At 72.0% G+C, this 16,814-nt stretch carries 16 protein-coding genes; 4 read left to right on the top strand and 12 right to left on the bottom strand.

Annotated features, from left to right (window positions below; all coding sequences use genetic code 11):
• Positions 1–8: 8 nt before the first annotated feature.
• The 9 genes from IFY26_RS09525 to IFY26_RS09485 all read right to left on the bottom strand — a co-directional run bounded on the left by IFY26_RS09525 (position 9) and on the right by IFY26_RS09485 (position 7,902).
• A complete protein-coding gene (locus tag IFY26_RS09525) occupies positions 9–170 on the bottom strand; it encodes a methionine/alanine import family NSS transporter small subunit (protein ID WP_232548772.1) in 162 nt (53 codons plus the stop codon).
• The gene (locus IFY26_RS09520) at positions 167–1,732 is read right to left on the bottom strand and encodes a sodium-dependent transporter (RefSeq protein ID WP_232548771.1); all 1,566 of its coding nucleotides are present in this window, start codon (positions 1,730–1,732) and stop codon (positions 167–169) included. The genes IFY26_RS09525 and IFY26_RS09520 overlap by 4 nt, the downstream gene beginning before the upstream one ends.
• A 116-nt stretch (positions 1,733–1,848) precedes the next feature.
• On the bottom strand, positions 1,849–3,015 hold the full coding sequence (locus IFY26_RS09515) for a nucleotide sugar dehydrogenase (RefSeq protein WP_332836177.1): 1,167 nt from the start codon (positions 3,013–3,015) through the stop codon (positions 1,849–1,851).
• 96 nt (positions 3,016–3,111) lie between these two features.
• Positions 3,112–4,641, bottom strand: a complete 1,530-nt coding sequence (locus tag IFY26_RS09510) for an aspartate:alanine exchanger family transporter (protein WP_232548844.1) — start codon at positions 4,639–4,641, stop codon at positions 3,112–3,114.
• 342 nt (positions 4,642–4,983) lie between these two features.
• Positions 4,984–5,289, bottom strand: coding sequence for a hypothetical protein (locus IFY26_RS09505; RefSeq protein ID WP_232548770.1), 306 nt, complete (start codon positions 5,287–5,289; stop codon positions 4,984–4,986).
• Positions 5,290–5,292: 3 nt separating this feature from the next.
• Positions 5,293–5,499 carry a hypervirulence associated TUDOR domain-containing protein gene (locus tag IFY26_RS09500; protein ID WP_232548769.1) on the bottom strand — a complete coding sequence of 69 codons (207 nt, stop codon included), beginning with the start codon at positions 5,497–5,499 and terminating at the stop codon, positions 5,293–5,295.
• A 49-nt stretch (positions 5,500–5,548) separates the two neighbouring features.
• A complete protein-coding gene (locus IFY26_RS09495; RefSeq protein WP_232548768.1) occupies positions 5,549–6,187 on the bottom strand; it encodes an aspartate/glutamate racemase family protein in 639 nt (212 codons plus the stop codon).
• Entirely contained in the window at positions 6,184–6,552 is a 369-nt protein-coding gene (locus tag IFY26_RS09490) for a GntR family transcriptional regulator (RefSeq protein ID WP_232548767.1), read from the bottom strand. Before IFY26_RS09490 ends, IFY26_RS09495 begins: the two co-directional genes overlap by 4 nt.
• Positions 6,553–6,555: 3 nt before the next feature.
• The gene (locus IFY26_RS09485; protein ID WP_232548766.1) at positions 6,556–7,902 is read right to left on the bottom strand and encodes a cytochrome P450; all 1,347 of its coding nucleotides are present in this window, start codon (positions 7,900–7,902) and stop codon (positions 6,556–6,558) included.
• A gap of 166 nt (positions 7,903–8,068) precedes the next feature.
• Between IFY26_RS09485 and IFY26_RS09480 the strand changes: the two genes are divergently transcribed.
• Positions 8,069–8,947: a formate/nitrite transporter family protein gene (locus IFY26_RS09480; protein WP_232548765.1), complete on the top strand. Its 879-nt coding sequence runs from the start codon at positions 8,069–8,071 to the stop codon at positions 8,945–8,947.
• Positions 8,948–8,989: 42 nt separating this feature from the next.
• Here IFY26_RS09480 and IFY26_RS09475 read toward each other — a convergent pair whose 3' ends face one another.
• On the bottom strand, positions 8,990–9,814 hold the full coding sequence (locus IFY26_RS09475) for a hypothetical protein (RefSeq protein WP_232548764.1): 825 nt from the start codon (positions 9,812–9,814) through the stop codon (positions 8,990–8,992).
• A gap of 167 nt (positions 9,815–9,981) precedes the next feature.
• Here IFY26_RS09475 and idi point away from each other — a divergent pair, with 167 nt between their 5' ends.
• The 3 genes from idi to IFY26_RS09460 are packed head-to-tail and all read left to right on the top strand — an operon-like array spanning position 9,982 to position 14,017.
• Positions 9,982–11,652, top strand: a complete 1,671-nt coding sequence (gene idi, locus IFY26_RS09470) for an isopentenyl-diphosphate Delta-isomerase (RefSeq protein WP_232548763.1) — start codon at positions 9,982–9,984, stop codon at positions 11,650–11,652.
• Positions 11,649–13,130: a phytoene desaturase family protein gene (crtI, locus tag IFY26_RS09465; protein WP_232548762.1), complete on the top strand. Its 1,482-nt coding sequence runs from the start codon at positions 11,649–11,651 to the stop codon at positions 13,128–13,130. The genes idi and crtI overlap by 4 nt, the downstream gene beginning before the upstream one ends.
• The gene (locus tag IFY26_RS09460; RefSeq protein WP_232548761.1) at positions 13,127–14,017 is read left to right on the top strand and encodes a phytoene/squalene synthase family protein; all 891 of its coding nucleotides are present in this window, start codon (positions 13,127–13,129) and stop codon (positions 14,015–14,017) included. The genes crtI and IFY26_RS09460 overlap by 4 nt, the downstream gene beginning before the upstream one ends.
• A 33-nt stretch (positions 14,018–14,050) precedes the next feature.
• Here the strand turns inward: IFY26_RS09460 and IFY26_RS09455 are convergent, their stop codons facing one another.
• Entirely contained in the window at positions 14,051–15,568 is a 1,518-nt protein-coding gene (locus IFY26_RS09455; protein ID WP_332836176.1) for an FAD-dependent oxidoreductase, read from the bottom strand.
• Between the two features lie 10 nt (positions 15,569–15,578).
• The gene (locus tag IFY26_RS09450; RefSeq protein ID WP_232548759.1) at positions 15,579–16,799 is read right to left on the bottom strand and encodes an MFS transporter; all 1,221 of its coding nucleotides are present in this window, start codon (positions 16,797–16,799) and stop codon (positions 15,579–15,581) included.
• Positions 16,800–16,814: the final 15 nt, after the last annotated feature.

Here is a 16,814-nt window from a genome sequence, read left to right as displayed (position 1 = left end):
ACCGGAGCCTAGACCTCGTACTCCGGCGGGTACCGGTCGTAGTCGTGGTCGTCGAGCGGGTGCGGCTCGGCCGAGAGCGGTCGGACGATCAGGAAGACGGTGGAGAACACCAGGCCTCCCCAGATGATGACGATCGCGACGATCATCATGACGAGCGCGACGGGGGTCATGCGGACACCCCCCTTCCGACAGGGCGGGCCGGGTCATCGAGAGGCACCGGGGTGAACCGGTCCACCGGCGTGCGCCACGTCATCGCCGTGGCCACCGCGGCGACGGCGAGGATGAACACCACGGTGCCCCACCCAAACAGGGCGTTGAACGACGCGGGGTAGGACGCCGGGTCGTAGCCCACCGTCGCGTACCGGAAGACCGTGACGACCAGGACGTACAGCAGCACGATCGGGTTCAGGATGCCCACGGCCCAGCGCCACCAGTCCCCCAGCCGCAGGGTGGAGACCTGGTTCAGGTGCAGCTGCAGTTCGCGCAGCTTGCGGGCCAGGAACACGACGACGATGCATTCCAGCACCGCGCCGGTGAGAATGCCGATGTTGTTGGCAAAGGCGTCGACGATGTCGAGGGCGTTGAGACCGTTCGTGGTGGAGAACAGCACCACCGAACCGATGGCCCCCGCCCCGATCACGAGGCCCACGGCCGCCGGCCGACTGAGCGCGAACTTCTCGCGCACGGCCGCCACGATCACCTCGAGAATGCTCACCAGGGACGTGAATCCGGCGAGCAACAGCGATCCGAAGAACATGATGCCGAACAGCGGCCCACCGGGCATCGTGCCGATGACCTGCGGGAACGTGATGAACGACAAGGTGACGCCGGCGATGCTGTCGAGATCCGCCACGGCGACACCCTGGGTGTGCGCCATGTACCCGAGGGTCGCGAACACCCCGAACCCGGCCAGCAGCTCGAAAGAACTGTTGGCGAAGGCGGCCACCAGGCCGGTGGGCACCATGTTCGAGCGGGCCTTCAGGTAGCTCGAATAGGTGAGCATGATGCCGAACGCCACGGAGAGCGAGAAGAAGATCTGCGTGTACGCGGCCACCCACACGGCCGGGTTCGCCAGCGCCGCCCAGTCGGGGGTGAAGAAGGCGTTCAGCCCCTCCAGCGCACCGGGCAGGAACAGGGCGCGCACCACGAGAGTGAGGAACATCAGCAGCAGCGCCGGGATGGCGAACTTGTTGACGAGCTCCAGGCCGCGGCTGACGCGTCCGGCCATGACGGCGAAGACGAGCACCCACAACACCACCACGGGCCAGAACACGGCCCAGTCGAGTTGCAGGGTGAAGGCCGGATCGCTGACGTTCAGGTATTCGCCGGTGAAGAAGCCGGCCGGGTCGTCTCCCCACGCGACGGTGGTCGAGAATCCGACGTAGGACGCCGCCCAGGCCAGCACGACCACGTAGTAGCTCATGATGACGACGCACACGGCCACCTGCAGCCAGCCGACGAACTCGAACTTCTTGCCCAGCCGACGGAACACCGCCGGGGCCGAACCGCGATAGCGGTGGCCGAGCGCGTAGTCCAACATCAGGATCGGGATGCCGGCGGTGAGCAGGGCCACCAGGTACGGAATCAGGAAGGCGCCGCCCCCGTTGGTGTAGGCGACGCCGGGGAAGCGCCAGATGTTGCCCAGGCCGACGGCGGAGCCGATCGCGGACATCAGGAAGCCGTACTGCCCGGAGAACTGCTCCCGGGCCGGGGCGGCCGATTGGGTGGACATGGGGGTCCTTTCGGGACGACGTGCGGCGCACAAGCTACTCTCCCGTCCGGCCCCGCCACCGGGCGTCTCACGCACGCCGGACGCCGCCCCAGCCGGTTCGGGCCCGGCCGATCGGGTCAGTCGCTCCCGGACAGGTCGCGGGTGTAGACGCGCTCGGCGACGTCGGCGAGCTCGTCCGTCATCCGGTTCGCCACGATGAGGTCGGCCCGCCGCTTGAACTCCCCGAGATCGCGGACCACCTCGGAGCGGAAGAACTCCGCCTCCTCGATCAGCGGCTCGTACACGATGACCGGGATCCCCTTCGCCTTCAGCCGCTTCATGATGCCCTGCACCGAGGACTCGCGGATGTTGTCCGACCCCGCCTTCATCGCCAGCCGATGGATGCCCACCACGCCCGGATCGCGGGTCACGATGTCGTGGGCGATGACGTCCTTGCGGGTCGTGTTGGAATCCACGATGGCCCGGATGAGGTTCTGCGGCACGAACTGGTAGTTCGCCAACAACTGCTGGGTGTCTTTCGGCAGGCAATAGCCGCCGTACCCGAACGACGGGTTGCTGTAATGGACGCCGATGCGCGGGTCGAGCCCCACCCCGTCGATGATCGCCCGCGTGTCCAGCCCCCGCTGCAACGCATAGGTGTCGAGTTCGTTGAAGAACGCCACCCGCATGGCCAGGTAGGCGTTCGCGAACAGCTTGATCGCCTCGGCCTCGGACGCCCGCGTCACCAGCTCCGGCGGGTCGTTCAACGCCGCCTCGGCGAGCAGTCCTGCGAACCGTTCGGCCGCCGGCCCCGGGTCGGCCACGATGATCCGGCTCGGGTGGAGATTGTCCTCCAGCGCACGCCCTTCGCGGAGGAACTCCGGGCTGAACAAGATCTCCCGCCCCGGGTGGCGCCGGCGCATCCGCTCGGTGAACCCCACCGGCACCGTCGACTTCACCACCACCGCCGCCCCCGGGTTCACCCCGGACGCCTCCAGCACCGCCTCCACCGAGGTCGTGTCGAACGCGCCGATCTCGTCGTCGTAGTTGGTGGGGGTCGCGATGACCACGAACTCCGCATCCGCGTAGGCGGCCGCGGCGTCCGTGGTGGCGGTGAGCGCGAGGCCGCCCCCGGCCAGCGCGGCGCTGAGGTCGGCGTCGTCCAACGGGCTGACTCCGGCATTCACCTCAGCCACGCGGCCAGGATCGATGTCGAGGGCCGTCACGGCGTGACGCCGTGAGAGCAGCACGGCCACCGCCAGCCCGACGTACCCCAACCCGACGACCGTGATCCGCGTGCCCACGGGGCGAACCTGCCAGCCGCGGGCGTCCACCAGGTGACGCCGCGGCGCCCCCCAGATGGCCCGCCGGCAACGCCTCGGGGCCGTCCGGCGGCCACGTCACAGCACGACGATGAGCTGCACCAGCAGGATCTTCACGATGGTTCCGAGCGCAAAGAGCGCGCCGTAGGCCGAGTCGATGCGCTCGTCGTTGACCCGGCTGTTGGCGTAGGCGAGGATCGCCGGCTGCCCGATGAAACCGGTCAGGGCGCCGGCGGTGCGTTGGGCGGAGAGGCCGAGGAGGCGTCCGGCGCCGACGAGCACGGCCGCGCCGAGGACGAGCACCAGGCCCGCCAGCCCCACGACCTTCAGCCCGGTCAGGGTGAACGCGTCCTGCACGAACGAGGTGCCGGACGCCAACCCGACGCTGGCCAGGAACACCATGAACCCCACCTGCCGCGTGGTGGCGTTGACGGCGTGGGGCAGGTCCCAGCGGACGGGGCCGGTGCGGTGCAGGGCGCCCAGCACCATGCCGACGACGAGCGGCCCGGCCGCGGCCCCGAGCCCGAACTGCAGGCCGCCCGGCAGCGGCACGGTCACGTAGCCGACCAGCAGCCCCAGGCAGATGCCCACGCCGAGGGAGAGGGCGTCCAGCTGCGACACCCGCCGCTCGGAGTCGCCGAAGAACGTCGCCGCACCCTCGAGCTGGGCGCGCGGCACCACGGCGAGCACGCGGTCCCCGGGCTGGAGGATGAGGTCGTCGCGGGCGAGCATGTCGATGTCGCCGCGCCGCACGCGCGTGACGATGCCCTCGAGCGCGCCGGTGACGTTGAGGTCGGCCACGGTGCGCCCGAAGAGCGCCGGGTTGGAGACGACGAAGCGGCGGAAGTCGACGTCGCGGCGGTCGTGGGTCAGCTTCCGAGTGCTGGTGTGCCCGAGGACGGCGGCGGCACGCGCCACGTCGTCCGGCGCGCCGACGCACAGCACCCGATCACCCGGCCGCAGCGCCTGCCCTGGCGCGAGCACGCGGATGTCGCCGTCGCGCTCGTGGTAGCTGAGCTTGATCGCCTGCGCGGCGTAGCCGGGAATCTCGGTGAGTTCCGTCGCGCGCTCGACGCGGACGCTGCGCGCCACCAGGCCCGCCTCGGCGAGCGAGGGGGCGTCGCGGCGTCCGGGCCAACGGCGTCCCACCAACAGGGCCACCAGCACCATCCCGACCACCACGCCCGTCGGGTAGGCGAGCGCGTACCCGACGAGGGTGTCGGGGCTGGCGTCCGTCACCGCGATGGCGGTGTCGATGGCGGGCGAGGTGAGGACGCCGGCGTACAACCCGGCGACGTGGGCCGGCGTCAGCCCGAGAGCCGCCGCGAGCAGGGCGCCGCCGACGGCCATGACCACCAGCCCCGCCGTTCCCGCCACCATGAGGTGCCACTGGCGGCGCAGGTCGGAGCGGAACGTCGTGCCGGCGGCCAGGCCGACGGTGTAGCAGAACAACACGACGCCCAACGATTTCACCAGCTCGAGCCCTTGGCCGAAGCGCGGATCCAGCGCACCCACCACCAGCCCCATGAACAGCGCCCCGGCGGCGCCGAACCGCACCGGGCCGAACGGGATCTGACCGAACAGGCCACCGAGCGCGATCGTGATCATCAACACGAGCAGCGGGTGTGCCGCGAGGGCGTCCAACACGCCAACCTCCCAGAAGTGGAACCACCCCCAGTGTGCACAGGCAGCGTGCTGTCGTGCGCGTCCGAGCGCCCTCCTAGGCTGCTGGCCGTGCCACTTCACTCCCTCGCGTTGCTGCTCGACCACGTTCCCAGCGGTGGCTGCGGGAGGAGTGGCAGGCACTGGCGAACTCAGGACTCCCGTCGCAGGCGCGGCATCGCGGTGCCACCAACACCGCACGTGACCATTGCGTCGGCCCCCGGCAGCGATGACACCGGGAGGGTCAGCCTCCTCGCCGGAACCGACGCCTGAGCGACTCGGTCGGCGTCAGCCCGCTTCGCGCTCGGCCCAGCGTCGGCCGGCGTCGCCGCCCCACGCATCCCAGGCCACCCGCCCGGGCGAGGGGAAGCCCTCCTCGCCGCCACGGAAGCCCTCGGCGTCACGGTCGACGGCATGGCGGGCGAAGTACGCCTTCATCTTCGTCAGGTCCTCATCGCTCACGTCCTCGCCGTGGGCGAGTTGGTGCGCCCGGTCACGGCCGACGTCGGTGAAATTGCGGCCGGCTCGGCCCTCGTCAATCCAACGGACGGCCCGCGCCGCGGCCTCCTGCACGCCCTTGGGTGGTGTCGCCACGGCTCACTCCTTCTTCGACAGCGCGGATTCCTTGTGCGCCGCCTGCTTGCCGGAGGAGTCGGATTCAACGACGTAGGCCGGGTCGTCGTCGCTCGCGGTGAACTTCTGGCCCTCGAACTGGAAATCCGAGGTGCGCTTCTCGACCACCGTGCCGGAGGTCTTCCCCTGCGGGGTGTTCCAGGAGACATGGTCGCCCGTGCGAAAGGTCATGGCACGCGAATGGCGACCGACAACGGCTGGGTGTGGGGCCCTGCCGGCGTCATGCGCCGGCCTTCTCCAGGGCGACCGCGACGGCCTTCCGCGGGCTGACGAGCACCGGGAGGTCGTCGGGCAGGTACTGGGTGGCGCCCATGAGGCTGGCCTGGGCGAGCACGACGATGTCGGTGCGCTCCGCGAGTTCGATGGTGGCCTTGGCGACGTCGCGGGCGTACTCGTCCTCCTCGCCCTGCTCGAAGGAGATCCACGCGCCGGCGACGATGACCGGCACGATCTCGATCTCGACGCCGGCGGCCTTCGCCTCCTGCTGCAGCAGCTCGGTCGTGGGCACGAGGGCGGAGGCCAACGCTGCCACGACGCCGATCCGGCGACCGGCGCGGACGGCGTCGAAGGCCACCGGACGGTCGACACGCAGCACGGGGATGCCGACGTCCACCCGCTCGGCGACGCCAGCGATGGCGGGGCTCGTGACGACGATCACGTTGGCGCCCTGGGCCGCGAGCTCTTCGAGTTCGGCGGCGACCTCGTCGGCGACGGATTCGGCACCGGCCTGACGCACCAGGGTGAGCAGGTTGGCGGCGACGTGGTGGATCGTCTGGACGTCGGGGTTCGCCTCGTTGACCAAGGCGTCGAAGGTCTCGACGTGCTGTTGTGACGTGTGCAGGAAGCCAATGGTGGTCATGATGTGCCGAGCCTAGGCCCAAACGCGTCCTCGACGAAGCGGATCGCGTCCGAGGCGGTCAGCCCCAGCGCACGCAGGCGCGCCGCGTACGCTTCGGCGGCTGCCCGGGCCTCCTTCTCGGCGGATGCCCCGGTACCGAGCACGAACGACCCGTGGCGGCCGCGGGTCTCGATGACCCCGGCGGCCTCGAGCTCGCGGTAGGCGCGGGCCACGGTGTTGGGGGCGACCCCCAGTTGCGATGCGAGGTGGCGCACCGGGGGCAACCGCTGGCCCGCGGTCAACTCCCCGGAGGCGCGCTGCGCGGTGACCTGCGCCCTGATCTGCTCGAAGGGAGGCGTCGCCGACCCGGGGTCGATGCTGAGCACGGCTCAGCGCTCCCGGATCACCGTCGGCAGGCCGCCCTCCGGCGACAGCACGCCCGCCATCAGCCAGCGCGGCGGGTCCCCCACCACGACCGGCGCGAACCGGCGCGCGAGCACGGCGAGCAGCAGGTGGGACTCGAGCAGCGAGAAGTGGTTGCCGATGCACACCCGCTCGCCCGTGGCGAACGGGAAGTAGGCCTGGGGATGCCGCGTCGCCTCCGCCTCGGGGGTGAACCGGTCGGGGTCGAAACGCTCGGGATCGCCCCAGAAATCGGGGTGGCGGTGGGTCCAGTAGGGGGTGAGCATCACGGCGGTGCCGGGGGTCAGATCCCACCCACCGATCTCCACCGGCTCCACGGCGTCGCGCATGTAGAACGGTGCCGCGGGGTAGAGGCGCAGCACCTCCTTGGTGACCTGCAAGGTGTAGGGCAGCCGCTTGAGCGCCTCGAGGGTCACCGGGCCCTCCCCCAACTCGGCATCCAGCTCGGCGTGGAGCCGGTCGGCCACGTCGGGGTGGGCCGCCAGCGCCGCCCAGGCGGCGGCGAGGGTGCGGGCGGTGGTCTCGTGGCCGGCGAAGAACATCGTGATCGCCTCGTCGCGCAGCAGCGACTCCCCCATCGCGCCGCCGTCGGAATCACGGGCCGCCATGAGGTGGCCCAGGAGGTCGTCGGGCACCGGCTCTCCGGCGGCCTCGCGGGCTCGCCGCTGCGCGATCAGGTCGTCGATGTAGGCGTGCACCTCGTCGCGCGCCTCCCGGTAGCGTCGGTTGGCCGGGGTCGGCGCCCAGTCCGGAACGGGGAGGACGGCGCGCCGCGTCGTGTACCTGATCATGGTCTCGACGCGGCTCTTGAGCCGGACGATGTCCTCCTCAGCGGCCGTGCTGAACACGGCACGGAGGATGATGGAGGCCGTCAGTTCCATCATCTCCTCGCCCATGTCCACCGTCACCCCCGAGGCGGCCAACCCCCGCCAGCGGGACACGACCCGGTCGGCATCGGCGAGCATCAGGTCGGCGTACGTCTGCACCGCACGGGGTGTGAAGAACGGCGCCATCAGCTTCCGCTGCCGCTTCCACAACTCTCCGGTGCTCGCGATCAGACCGTCACCCGTCAGGTAGCGGCGCACCCCGTCGTAGGACTTGCGCTTGTCGAAGCTGCGGCGCCGGGTGAGGTGCACGTCACGCACGGCATCGGGGTGGACCACCAGCACCATCGACTGCGGCCCCAGGCGCACCGCGAACGTGTCGCCGTGGGTGCGCCACTGGTGACCCATCTCATCGAGAAAGCCGCGGCGCGACAGGCCGCGCAGCACCGAGAGCGGGGCCGGACCCGGAATCCGCGGCGTCGTCGTCATGCGCCGAGCCTACCCAGAGCCTCGTGGCCCGGCCGGGCCGAATCCACACGATTCCAGCACACGTTGGCGTTCACGCCACCTGCGCGCGCCTCCCGGGTGATCCCGTGCTGGAATCGTGTGGAATCGGTGCCGCCCACCCCCATCGCGGCGGCCTAGACTCCGCGGCGTGACCGACTTGAACGTGCTGCACGATGACGGCGACCCCGAGCAACGACGCCGCGAGTACGGCGACTCCGACGCCCCCGTCGAGGACGCCCTGGTCGCCGAGGCCCGCGACACCGCCCTGACCGGCGCCGAACGACTCAACCGCACGTGGCGGGCCCTGGTGGTCACCGGGCTGTTCGGCGGCATCGACATCGGGCTCGGAATCATGGCGATGGTGCTGGTCAAGGACGCCACCGGCTCCCAGCTGCTGGCGGGCATGGCCTTCGGGGTCGGCCTGATCGCGCTGAAGATGGCCCACAGCGAGCTCTTCACCGAGGAGTTCCTCATGCCGATCAACGCGATCGTCGCCGGCCAGGGCACGTTGCTCCAGCTCGCGCGCCTGTGGCTGGTGACCCTGCTCGCCAACCTCGCCGGCGGCTGGTTCTTCACCTGGCTGCTGGTGATCGCCTTTCCCCACTACCACGACGTCTTCATCTCCACGGCAGAGGCCTACGTCGTCGACCGGCCCTGGCCGGCGGCGGTGGCGCTCGCGGTGCTCGCCGGGTCGACCATCACTCTGATCACGCGGATGCAGCAGGGCACGGACAATGACGTGGCGGGCATGGTCATGGCCCTGATCAGCGGCATGCTCGTGGTGGGCATGGGGATGCTGCACGGCGCGCTCAACTCGATCATCATGTTCGCGGCGATGCACGCCGGTTGGGACTACAGCTACGCGGACTGGCTCGCCTGGTTCGCGTGGGTGATCCCGGCCAACATGGTCGGCGGCCTGCTGATCATCACCATTCCCCGCCTGGTGCGTGTGGGGGAACTGCTCCTCGCCATTCGCCGCGGCGAGCTGGCCCTGCAGCCCGACGACTCCAACGCCCAGGCACGCTGAAACCCAGCACGACGAGCACCAGCACGTCGGGCGGCACCGGGGTCAGCGCCGGCGACGCTCCCGAAGTTTCTCCAGCTCGGCCCGTTCGGACTTCGACAGCGCGTGGATGCCCTGGGCGCTGATCTTGCCCAGCAGCTCGTCCATCCGCTCGTCGTCCGACACCCGTCGTCGCGTCTGACGCTGCTGCGCGCGCGACGGCTTCGGCGCCGGCGCCGGCCGGGACGCGCGCGGACGCCCGCGCCCGGGGATCCAAGCGAGCTCCCCCAGCAGCCCCACCCGCCGGGCCACCACGGCGATGAGCACGAGGCTGAGCAGGAAGCTGAGCAGCGAGCCGAACTGGCCGGCCGCGAGCTGGGGCAAGACCTGCAGCGCCACCAGCACCGCCCCGAAGATCCACGCCGGAATGTTGAACAGGAAGCGACGCTGGGGGTACTCGGCGATCCACACCAGCAGCACGCTGAACTGGATCATCCGCAGCCCCGCCAGCATGCTGTCGGTGGCCAGGAGACCCAGCAGCGTCGTGGTCAGGGTCAGGGACCCCCAGATTCCGACCAGCAGCCACAGCATCGAGCGCCGCCCGACCATGCGTTCGAGGTCGTTGCCGAAGTACCAGAGCATGAAGAGGGAGAGCACGCCCCACAGGTCGAAGCCGTTCGCCAGCGGCCACGTGAACGGGCTCCACACCTGGCCCAGCAGCACCTGGGACGGCACGTACGCCAGCGCCGCGCCCAGCCCGGGCACGAACAAGGTGACCAGCATGCTGACGGCCCCCACGAGCACGGCCACGTTCGTCGTGGTCATCTCGATGCGGCCCAGGCGGAACCAGGCGTCCCCCGCGTGGTCACGGGTCGGGAAGAAGGAACTCACCCCCCAAGCCTGCCAGACCCGATGGCTGCCCAGGCGCCCCGCACCCGGAGCGCGGGCAGCGGTGATCGAGAAGGACGCCTTGTCAGCGGGGCGTCCGCGAACATATTGGGCCCACTGGTATCATCTGGGCCAGAATGCACGACTCCTACGACAGACCGGGACGACACATGGCTGAGCCCCGCACCGGCCCAACCTCGGGTCGGACGCCACCTGACACCGGGTGGACCGACGATGTCATCCTGGTCGAGGACGACGGCACCCCGCACGGCCGGGCGGACCGGACGATGGTTCACACCGCCGACACCCCCCTGCACCTGGCCTTCTCCACCTACCTGTTCAACACGCGCGGCGAGGTGCTGGTCACCCGCCGCGCCCTGGGCAAGAAGACGTGGCCCGGCGTGTGGACGAACTCCTGCTGCGGCCACCCCCGTCCCGGTGAGGGCCTCGAGGACGCCGCCCGCCGCCGCATCCGGGAGGAGCTGGGGCTCGCCGTCGGCCCGCTCACCCCGCTGTTGCCCGAGTTCCGCTACCGAGCCACCGACGCGTCCGGGATCGTCGAGAACGAGATCTGCCCCGTCTACGCCGGCTTCGTCATCGACGACATCCCCGCGCCGGACCCCGCCGAGGTGGCCGAGTGGGCGTGGATCGACTGGGACAAGTTCGCCGCCGCCGTCCTCGCCACCCCGCAGGTGTACAGCCCCTGGGCTGCGCTGCAGGTACCCGCCCTCGTGCCGCTGGTGCGCAACCGCGCCTGCCCGACGGCGGACGGGGCCGACGACCTGGCGGCCACCATCGCCGAGGTCGACCGGCTGCTGCGCACCGAGCTCGCCGACCTGTCCGCCGCCTGGGAGCACCACTTGGCGGGCATCGGGGTGGACGTCGTTCCCGGCGACCTGACCGCCTGGCTCGGGTCCCTCCTCGTCGGTCAGGGCAAGCGCATCCGCGTCGCGATGACGCACTGGGGGTTCGTGGCGGCGGGCGGGCGGCCGGAGAGCGCCGCGCACGCCACGATGGTGCGGGTGGCGGCCGCCCTGGAGACCCTGCACCTCTTCGCGCTCGTGCACGACGACGTGATGGACGACTCCGACGCCCGCCGCGGGCATGCGTCCGCGCACGTCCAGGCGGCGGCGTGGCACCGGGCTGCGGACGCCCGCGGTGACGCCGAGGCATTCGGGCGCAACCTGGCGATCCTGCTCGGCGACCTCGCCCATGCGCTCGCCGACCGGCTGGCCGACGGCCTGCCCGGGCCGGTGCGCGGCCTGTGGTACGACCTGTGCGTCGAGCTGATCGCCGGGCAGCGCGCCGACCTGACCGGCGCGGCCGCCGGGCGGCGCGACCGCGCCCACGCCGAGCAGGTGGCGCGCCTCAAGTCGGGCCGGTACACGATCGAGCGACCGCTCGCGTTCGGTGCGTTGGCTGCCGAGGCCGGCCCGGACGCCAGCGCGGCCCTGCAGCGCTACGGCCAACACATCGGCCGGGCGTTCGCGTTGCGCGACGACGCCCTCGGCGTGTGGGGGGATCCCGAACGCACGGGCAAGCCAGCCGGGGACGACCTCCGGGAGGGCAAGGCGACGGTGCTGGTGAGTCTCGCCGAGAGCCGGCTGACCGGCCCGGACGCCGCCCGCCTGGCGCGGCTGGGCACGCCGGAGTTCAGCGAGGCGGACGCCGCCGCGCTCGCCACCGCGCTGCGGACGTTCGGCGTGGCCGACGAGGTGGAGCGTCTGATCTCCGAGGCCCACGATGCGGCCCTGGCCGCCCTCGCCGAGGGCGCGCTGACCCGGGCCGGCGTGGCCGGGCTCACCGAGGCCGCCCGCACGATCGCCTGGCGGGACGCATGAGCGGCCCGGCGCATGTCGTGGTGGTCGGGGCCGGGCTGTCCGGGCTCGCCGCGGCCCTGCACCTGCTCGGCGACGGGCATCGGGTGACGGTGCTGGAGCGGGCCTCCGTGCCCGGCGGCCGCAACGGCACGTGGAGCCAGGACGGGTTCCGGTTCGACACCGGGCCGGTCGTGTTCACCATGGTGAATCTGTTGGAGGAGGCGTTCGCCGCGGTGGGGCGGACGGCGTCCGATCACGTCGAGCTGAAGCTGCTCGACCCCGGTTACCACACGTTCTACGCCGACGGGTCGCGGTTGCTGATCCGGCACGGTCACGCGGCCATGCGGGCGGAGATCGAGAGGGAGTGCGGCGCCAAGGACGCGGCCGCCTTCGACCGCTTCGTGGTGTGGCTGAAGGCGCTCCACGACGTCGAGCTGCCCCATTTCATCGATGCCAACTTCGACACGCCGCTCGACCTGCTGCGCCACCCCGTCGCCGCCCTCCAGCTGCTGGGCCTGCGCGGTTTCGGACGCCTCGGCCCGCAGATCGCCAGCTGGTTCGACGACGAGCGGTTGCACAAGGCCTTCAGCTTCCAGGCCATGTACGCCGGGCTCGCGCCGGCCCAGGCGCTGGCCCTGTACGCCGTGATCGCCCACATGGACTCCATCGAGGGCACCTATTTCCCCGTCGGCGGTATGCACTCCGTGCCCCGCGGCATGGCGGATGCCGTCGCCCAATCCGGTGGCACCGTGCGTTACGACGCGACCGTCGAACGGGTGGTCCGCAACGCCGACGGCTCCGCCGCCGGGGTGTCGCTGGCGTCCGGTGAGGTCGTGGCGGCGGACGCCGTGGTCGTCACCGCCGACCTGCCGACGGCCTACGCCGAGCTGCTGCCCGAGCTCAAGGCCCCCCGCGCCGCTCGGAAGGGGTCGTTCTCGCCATCGGCGATGGTGTGGCACCTCGGCGTCCGCGGCGCATTGCCCGAGCACGTGGGCCACCACAACATCCACTTCGGGGCCGCGTGGGACGAGGCGTTCGACGACCTGCTGGTGCGAGGGCGTCCGATGGCCGATCCGTCGCGGTTCGTCGCCGTCCCGTCGATCGACGATCCGGCAGCCGCGCCCGAGGGCTGCCACACGCTGTACGTGCTCGAGCCGGTGCCCAACCTGGCGGTCGGCCGGATCGACTGGGCAAAGGAGACCCCCGGTCTGCGCGAGCGGATGCTGCAGTTCCTCCGCGAGGCGGGCTACCCCACCGACATCGTCACCGAGAAGCTGGTGACGCCGCCGGATTGGGAGGCCCAGGGCATGGCGGCGGGCACGCCGTTCGCGCTGGCGCACACGTTCGGCCAGACGGGGCCGTTCCGGCCCAAGAACGTGGACGGCCGCGTGCCGGGGCTGGTGTTCGCCGGCTCGGGGACGACGCCGGGCGTCGGGATTCCGATGGTGCTGATCTCGGGCAAGCTCGCCGCCGAACGAGTGAGGGAGCTGCTGCGGTGAGCGCAGATCTCAACGCCGGTTACGCCGCCTGCGCCCGGCTGACCCGTGCCCACGGCACCACCTACTGGTGGGGGGCACGCCTGCTGCCGCCCGGCCAGCGGCGCGACGTGCACACCGTGTACGCCCTGTGCCGGCTGGCCGACGACATCGTGGACGAGCCGGAGAAGGTGGCGCTGCCGCTCGACCTGCCCGGCGATCCGGCAGAGCGGTTGTCGGCGTTCGCGTCCTACTTCTTCGCCTCGCTGACCGCGGGGGATGCCGACGAGCCGGTGATGGCGGCGATCGTCGACTCGATCCGGCGCCGCGGCACCGACCCGGAGTGCTTCGAGCGGTTTTTCGCCGCGATGGCGCTCGACCTGTCCCGCACGACCTGGGCCACGTGGCCGGAGCTGCGCGACGGCTACATGGAGGGCTCGGCCGCGGTCATCGGAGAGATGATGCTGCCGGTGCTCGAGCCGTACACCCCGGACGCCAAGGCCCCGGCCCGGGCGCTCGGCCTGGCCTTCCAGCTCACGAACTTCCTGCGCGATGTTGCCGAGGATCTCGACCGCGGCCGCGTCTACGTCCCCCAGGACGACCTCGCCCGGCACGGCGCCGACCCGTGGCGGCGGCGTCCGGATGCGGCCTGGCAGGCCATGATGGCCGAACAGGTGGCGCGCAACCGGGCCCTGTACACCGAGGCGGAACCCGGCCTGGGCATGCTGCCACCGGCGTCGCGGCGTTGCGTGGGCACGGCGCTGGTGCTCTACCGGCGCATCCTGGATCGGATCGAGGCGTCGGGCTACGACGTGTTCTCCGGACGCCACCGCGTGCCGACGGCGGAGAGACTGGGCGTGACCCTCCGCAGCCTCACCCTGGGGCCACCCACCGCAGGCGCCCGCGCCTGAGCACGCCGCCCGGCACAGCCCGCGACGGACCGATCAGCGGGCCAGCACGCCGGTGAGGGGGACGGTCCAGACGTCCTCACCCGCCACGCCCCAGCCGTCCAGCAGCGCGTTCGCGGCCTGGAAGCCCGTGGTCGCGGCGCGCTCCATGAGCGCCACCGGGAGGTCGCAGCGCACCCAGTCGCCCGCGAGCACCAGCCGCGGCGCGGGCGTCCGGACGCCGGGCCGCTCGGCCCACGGCTGGTCGGGGCCGATGACCACGCAGTCGTCGCGCACCAGCAGCTCGCGCTCCACCACGCTCATCGCTGCAGTCTCGGGGAACGCCCGGTGCAACTCGGCGAGCAGGGCGTCGGCGACTCGTTCGGCGGCCGCCGGCTCCAGGGCCACCTCGGCGTCGCACGCGTAGGCGTGCAGCTCCACCACCGAGCCGCCGTGTTCGGCCGACCACGTGGCGGCCCCCGCTTCGAACCGTTCCAGCACCGAAATGTTGTCGAGCGGCCCGAACCCGCTCGTGCCCAGGAAGGCGGGGCGCTCGGCGTCCACGCGCTGGCCCAGCCACAGCCGCAGCACGACGAACGGCGGGGCGTTGCGGGTGGCGGCCACCGCGTCCTGCCAGGCGCCGAGGTGCCCGTCGTCGGGCAGGCCGGCCACGAGGGCGCGGGCGGCGCGCGGATCGGTGGCCAGCACGACGGCGTCGGTGTCGACCTGCTCCTCGCCGACGCGGACGCCGGCGCGTCCCTCCTCCACGACCAGCGCGCTGACGGGCGCGGACGTCCGCACCGTCACCCCCAGCGCGGCCAGGTGCGTCCCGAGCGGACCCCACAGGGCGGTGTCGTAGTCGTCGTCGGGGACGTCGAACAGCAGCCCCTCCGCCGACCCCATGAAGTAGGTGTGGAACATGGCCACGAGCTCGCCGGCGGAGAAATCCTGCGGGTCGGCGAAGAACGAGCGGGCGAACACCTCCAGGGCCAGGTCACGCGCCGCGGGCGGGAACCGCAGGCGATCCAGGAACGCCCCGGCGGACTCCCCGTCGTAGCGCTCGTGGGTGCCCGGGAAGCGCACCTGGAGCAGCTCCAGCGCCGCCGGCACGTCGACCTTCGTCAGCGAGCGCAGCGTGAACGTGGGGCTGCGGAGCGCGAACGCCGCGACCGACAGCGGCGGCGTCAACGGCAGGCCGGCGAACGTGTCGGTGACGCCGTCCGGACGCCGCAGCGGGTAGTCCTCAACCGGCAGGAGGCGGCTCAACCCGGGATCGGCGCGTCGCAGCAGGGCGCGCAGGTTGTAGTACTGCCGGAAGAACGCGTGGAAGCCGCGGCTCATCGTGCGCCCGTCCCCGAGCTCCCACGCGGCCACGCGGCCACCGAGCCTCTCGGACGCCTCGAGCAACGTGACGCGCACCCCACGCTCGGCCAGCACCGTCGCGGCCGCGATGCCGGCGATGCCACCGCCGACCACGGCGACGTGCCGTTCCCCGGAGACGATCTGCGTGCCCCGGGGGCCGGGGATGCGCACCGCGCGCCGGTCGCGTCCGGGAACGTTCTGCTGCTGGCTCACGGGGTCCAACCTAGCGGCCGGGGGCACGCCCGGGCACACCGGAGAGGTCGTCATCGACGTCGCCGGGCGCGGAGGCGACCAACCCCGCCGCGACCATCACCACGGCGCTGCCGATGAGCAACCACAGGGGCAGGGTCCAGCTGCCCGTCCGACCGTGGATGACGCCGACCGCGAACGGGCCGAGGGCCGCGAGGGCGTACCCGATGCTCTGGCCGAAGGCGGACAACCGGGCGGTGACGTGCGGGTCGCGCGATCGGGCGGTGACGAGCGCCAGCGCCATGGGGAACGCCGCCCCGGACAGCCCGAGCGACACCGCCCACAGCCACGGCACCGTCGTGGGCGCGTAGAGGATGCCGAGGTACCCCACCACCAGCAGGACGCCGAGCGCGACCACCACGCCGCGCAGGTCACGCACCCGCTCCACCACCGTGGCCATGACCAGCCCGGTCACGATGCCGAACGACGCGATGAGCGACACCAGCAACCCGGCGTCCGCGGCGTCGACGCCCCCGTCGCGGTACATCTGCGCGGCCCACCCGAACTGGGTGTAGGCCTGCATGGACTGGACGCCGAAGAAGATGCCCAGGGCCACCGCGCGCCGCGACCGCACGAGCGAGGGGCCACGCTCGGGGCGCGGGCCACGGACGCGCGCCGAGCCCTCGGTGAGCGCCACCGCCAGCATGGGCACGACGGCGAGCGCGGCCACCCCACCCCACACGGCGAGCGACCCGCGCCACTGCCCCGGCAGCACGGACGCGAGGGGCACCGCCGCCGCGCTGGCCAGCGTCGCCCCCACGGCGAGCAGGCAGCTGTAGAGCGTCATCATCCCCGCAACGTGCCCCGGGAATCGGCGCTTGATGAACCCGGGCAGCAACACGTTGCCCACGGCGATCCCCGCGTAACCGAGCGCGGTGAACGCCAGAAAGGCGGCGGCGTCCGGCACGAACGCCCGCGCCAGCAGCCCGACGGCCGTCACCGCGGCGCCCAGCCACAGGGCGCGGTTGAGCCCGACGCGGACGGCCAGGCCGACGGCGAGCGCCCCGAACGCGGCGAAGCACAACCCCGGCATCGCGGTGAGCAGGCCACCCCACGTCGACCCCTGGCCCAGATCGGCCAGGATCTCGGCCATGAGCGGCCCCACCACCGTGGCACCGGGGCGCAGGTTGAGCGACACCGCCACCACCGCGACGACCGCCAGCCAGGCCCCGCGTGTCGTCTGCCGTGGTGTCACGCTCGCCCCCTTCGG

This window comes from Propioniciclava soli, from assembly GCF_014858005.1.
GTDB classification, from domain to species: domain Bacteria; phylum Actinomycetota; class Actinomycetes; order Propionibacteriales; family Propionibacteriaceae; genus Propioniciclava; species Propioniciclava soli.
This window is presented reverse-complemented; position numbering and strand designations above follow the sequence as displayed.

Bases quoted from the DNA above. Each gene is read 5' to 3' on its own strand.
- IFY26_RS09500 (WP_232548769.1), bottom strand. From the start codon at position 5,499: ATGACCTTTCGCACGGGCGACCATGTCTCCTGGAACACCCCGCAGGGG.
- crtI (WP_232548762.1), top strand. From the start codon at position 11,649: ATGAGCGGCCCGGCGCATGTCGTGGTGGTCGGGGCCGGGCTGTCCGGG.
- IFY26_RS09525 (WP_232548772.1), bottom strand. From the start codon at position 170: ATGACCCCCGTCGCGCTCGTCATGATGATCGTCGCGATCGTCATCATC.
- IFY26_RS09510 (WP_232548844.1), bottom strand. From the start codon at position 4,641: ATGATCACGATCGCGCTCGGTGGCCTGTTCGGTCAGATCCCGTTCGGC.
- idi (WP_232548763.1), top strand. From the start codon at position 9,982: ATGGCTGAGCCCCGCACCGGCCCAACCTCGGGTCGGACGCCACCTGAC.
- IFY26_RS09520 (WP_232548771.1), bottom strand. From the start codon at position 1,732: ATGTCCACCCAATCGGCCGCCCCGGCCCGGGAGCAGTTCTCCGGGCAG.
- IFY26_RS09485 (WP_232548766.1), bottom strand. From the start codon at position 7,902: ATGACGACGACGCCGCGGATTCCGGGTCCGGCCCCGCTCTCGGTGCTG.
- IFY26_RS09495 (WP_232548768.1), bottom strand. From the start codon at position 6,187: ATGACCACCATTGGCTTCCTGCACACGTCACAACAGCACGTCGAGACC.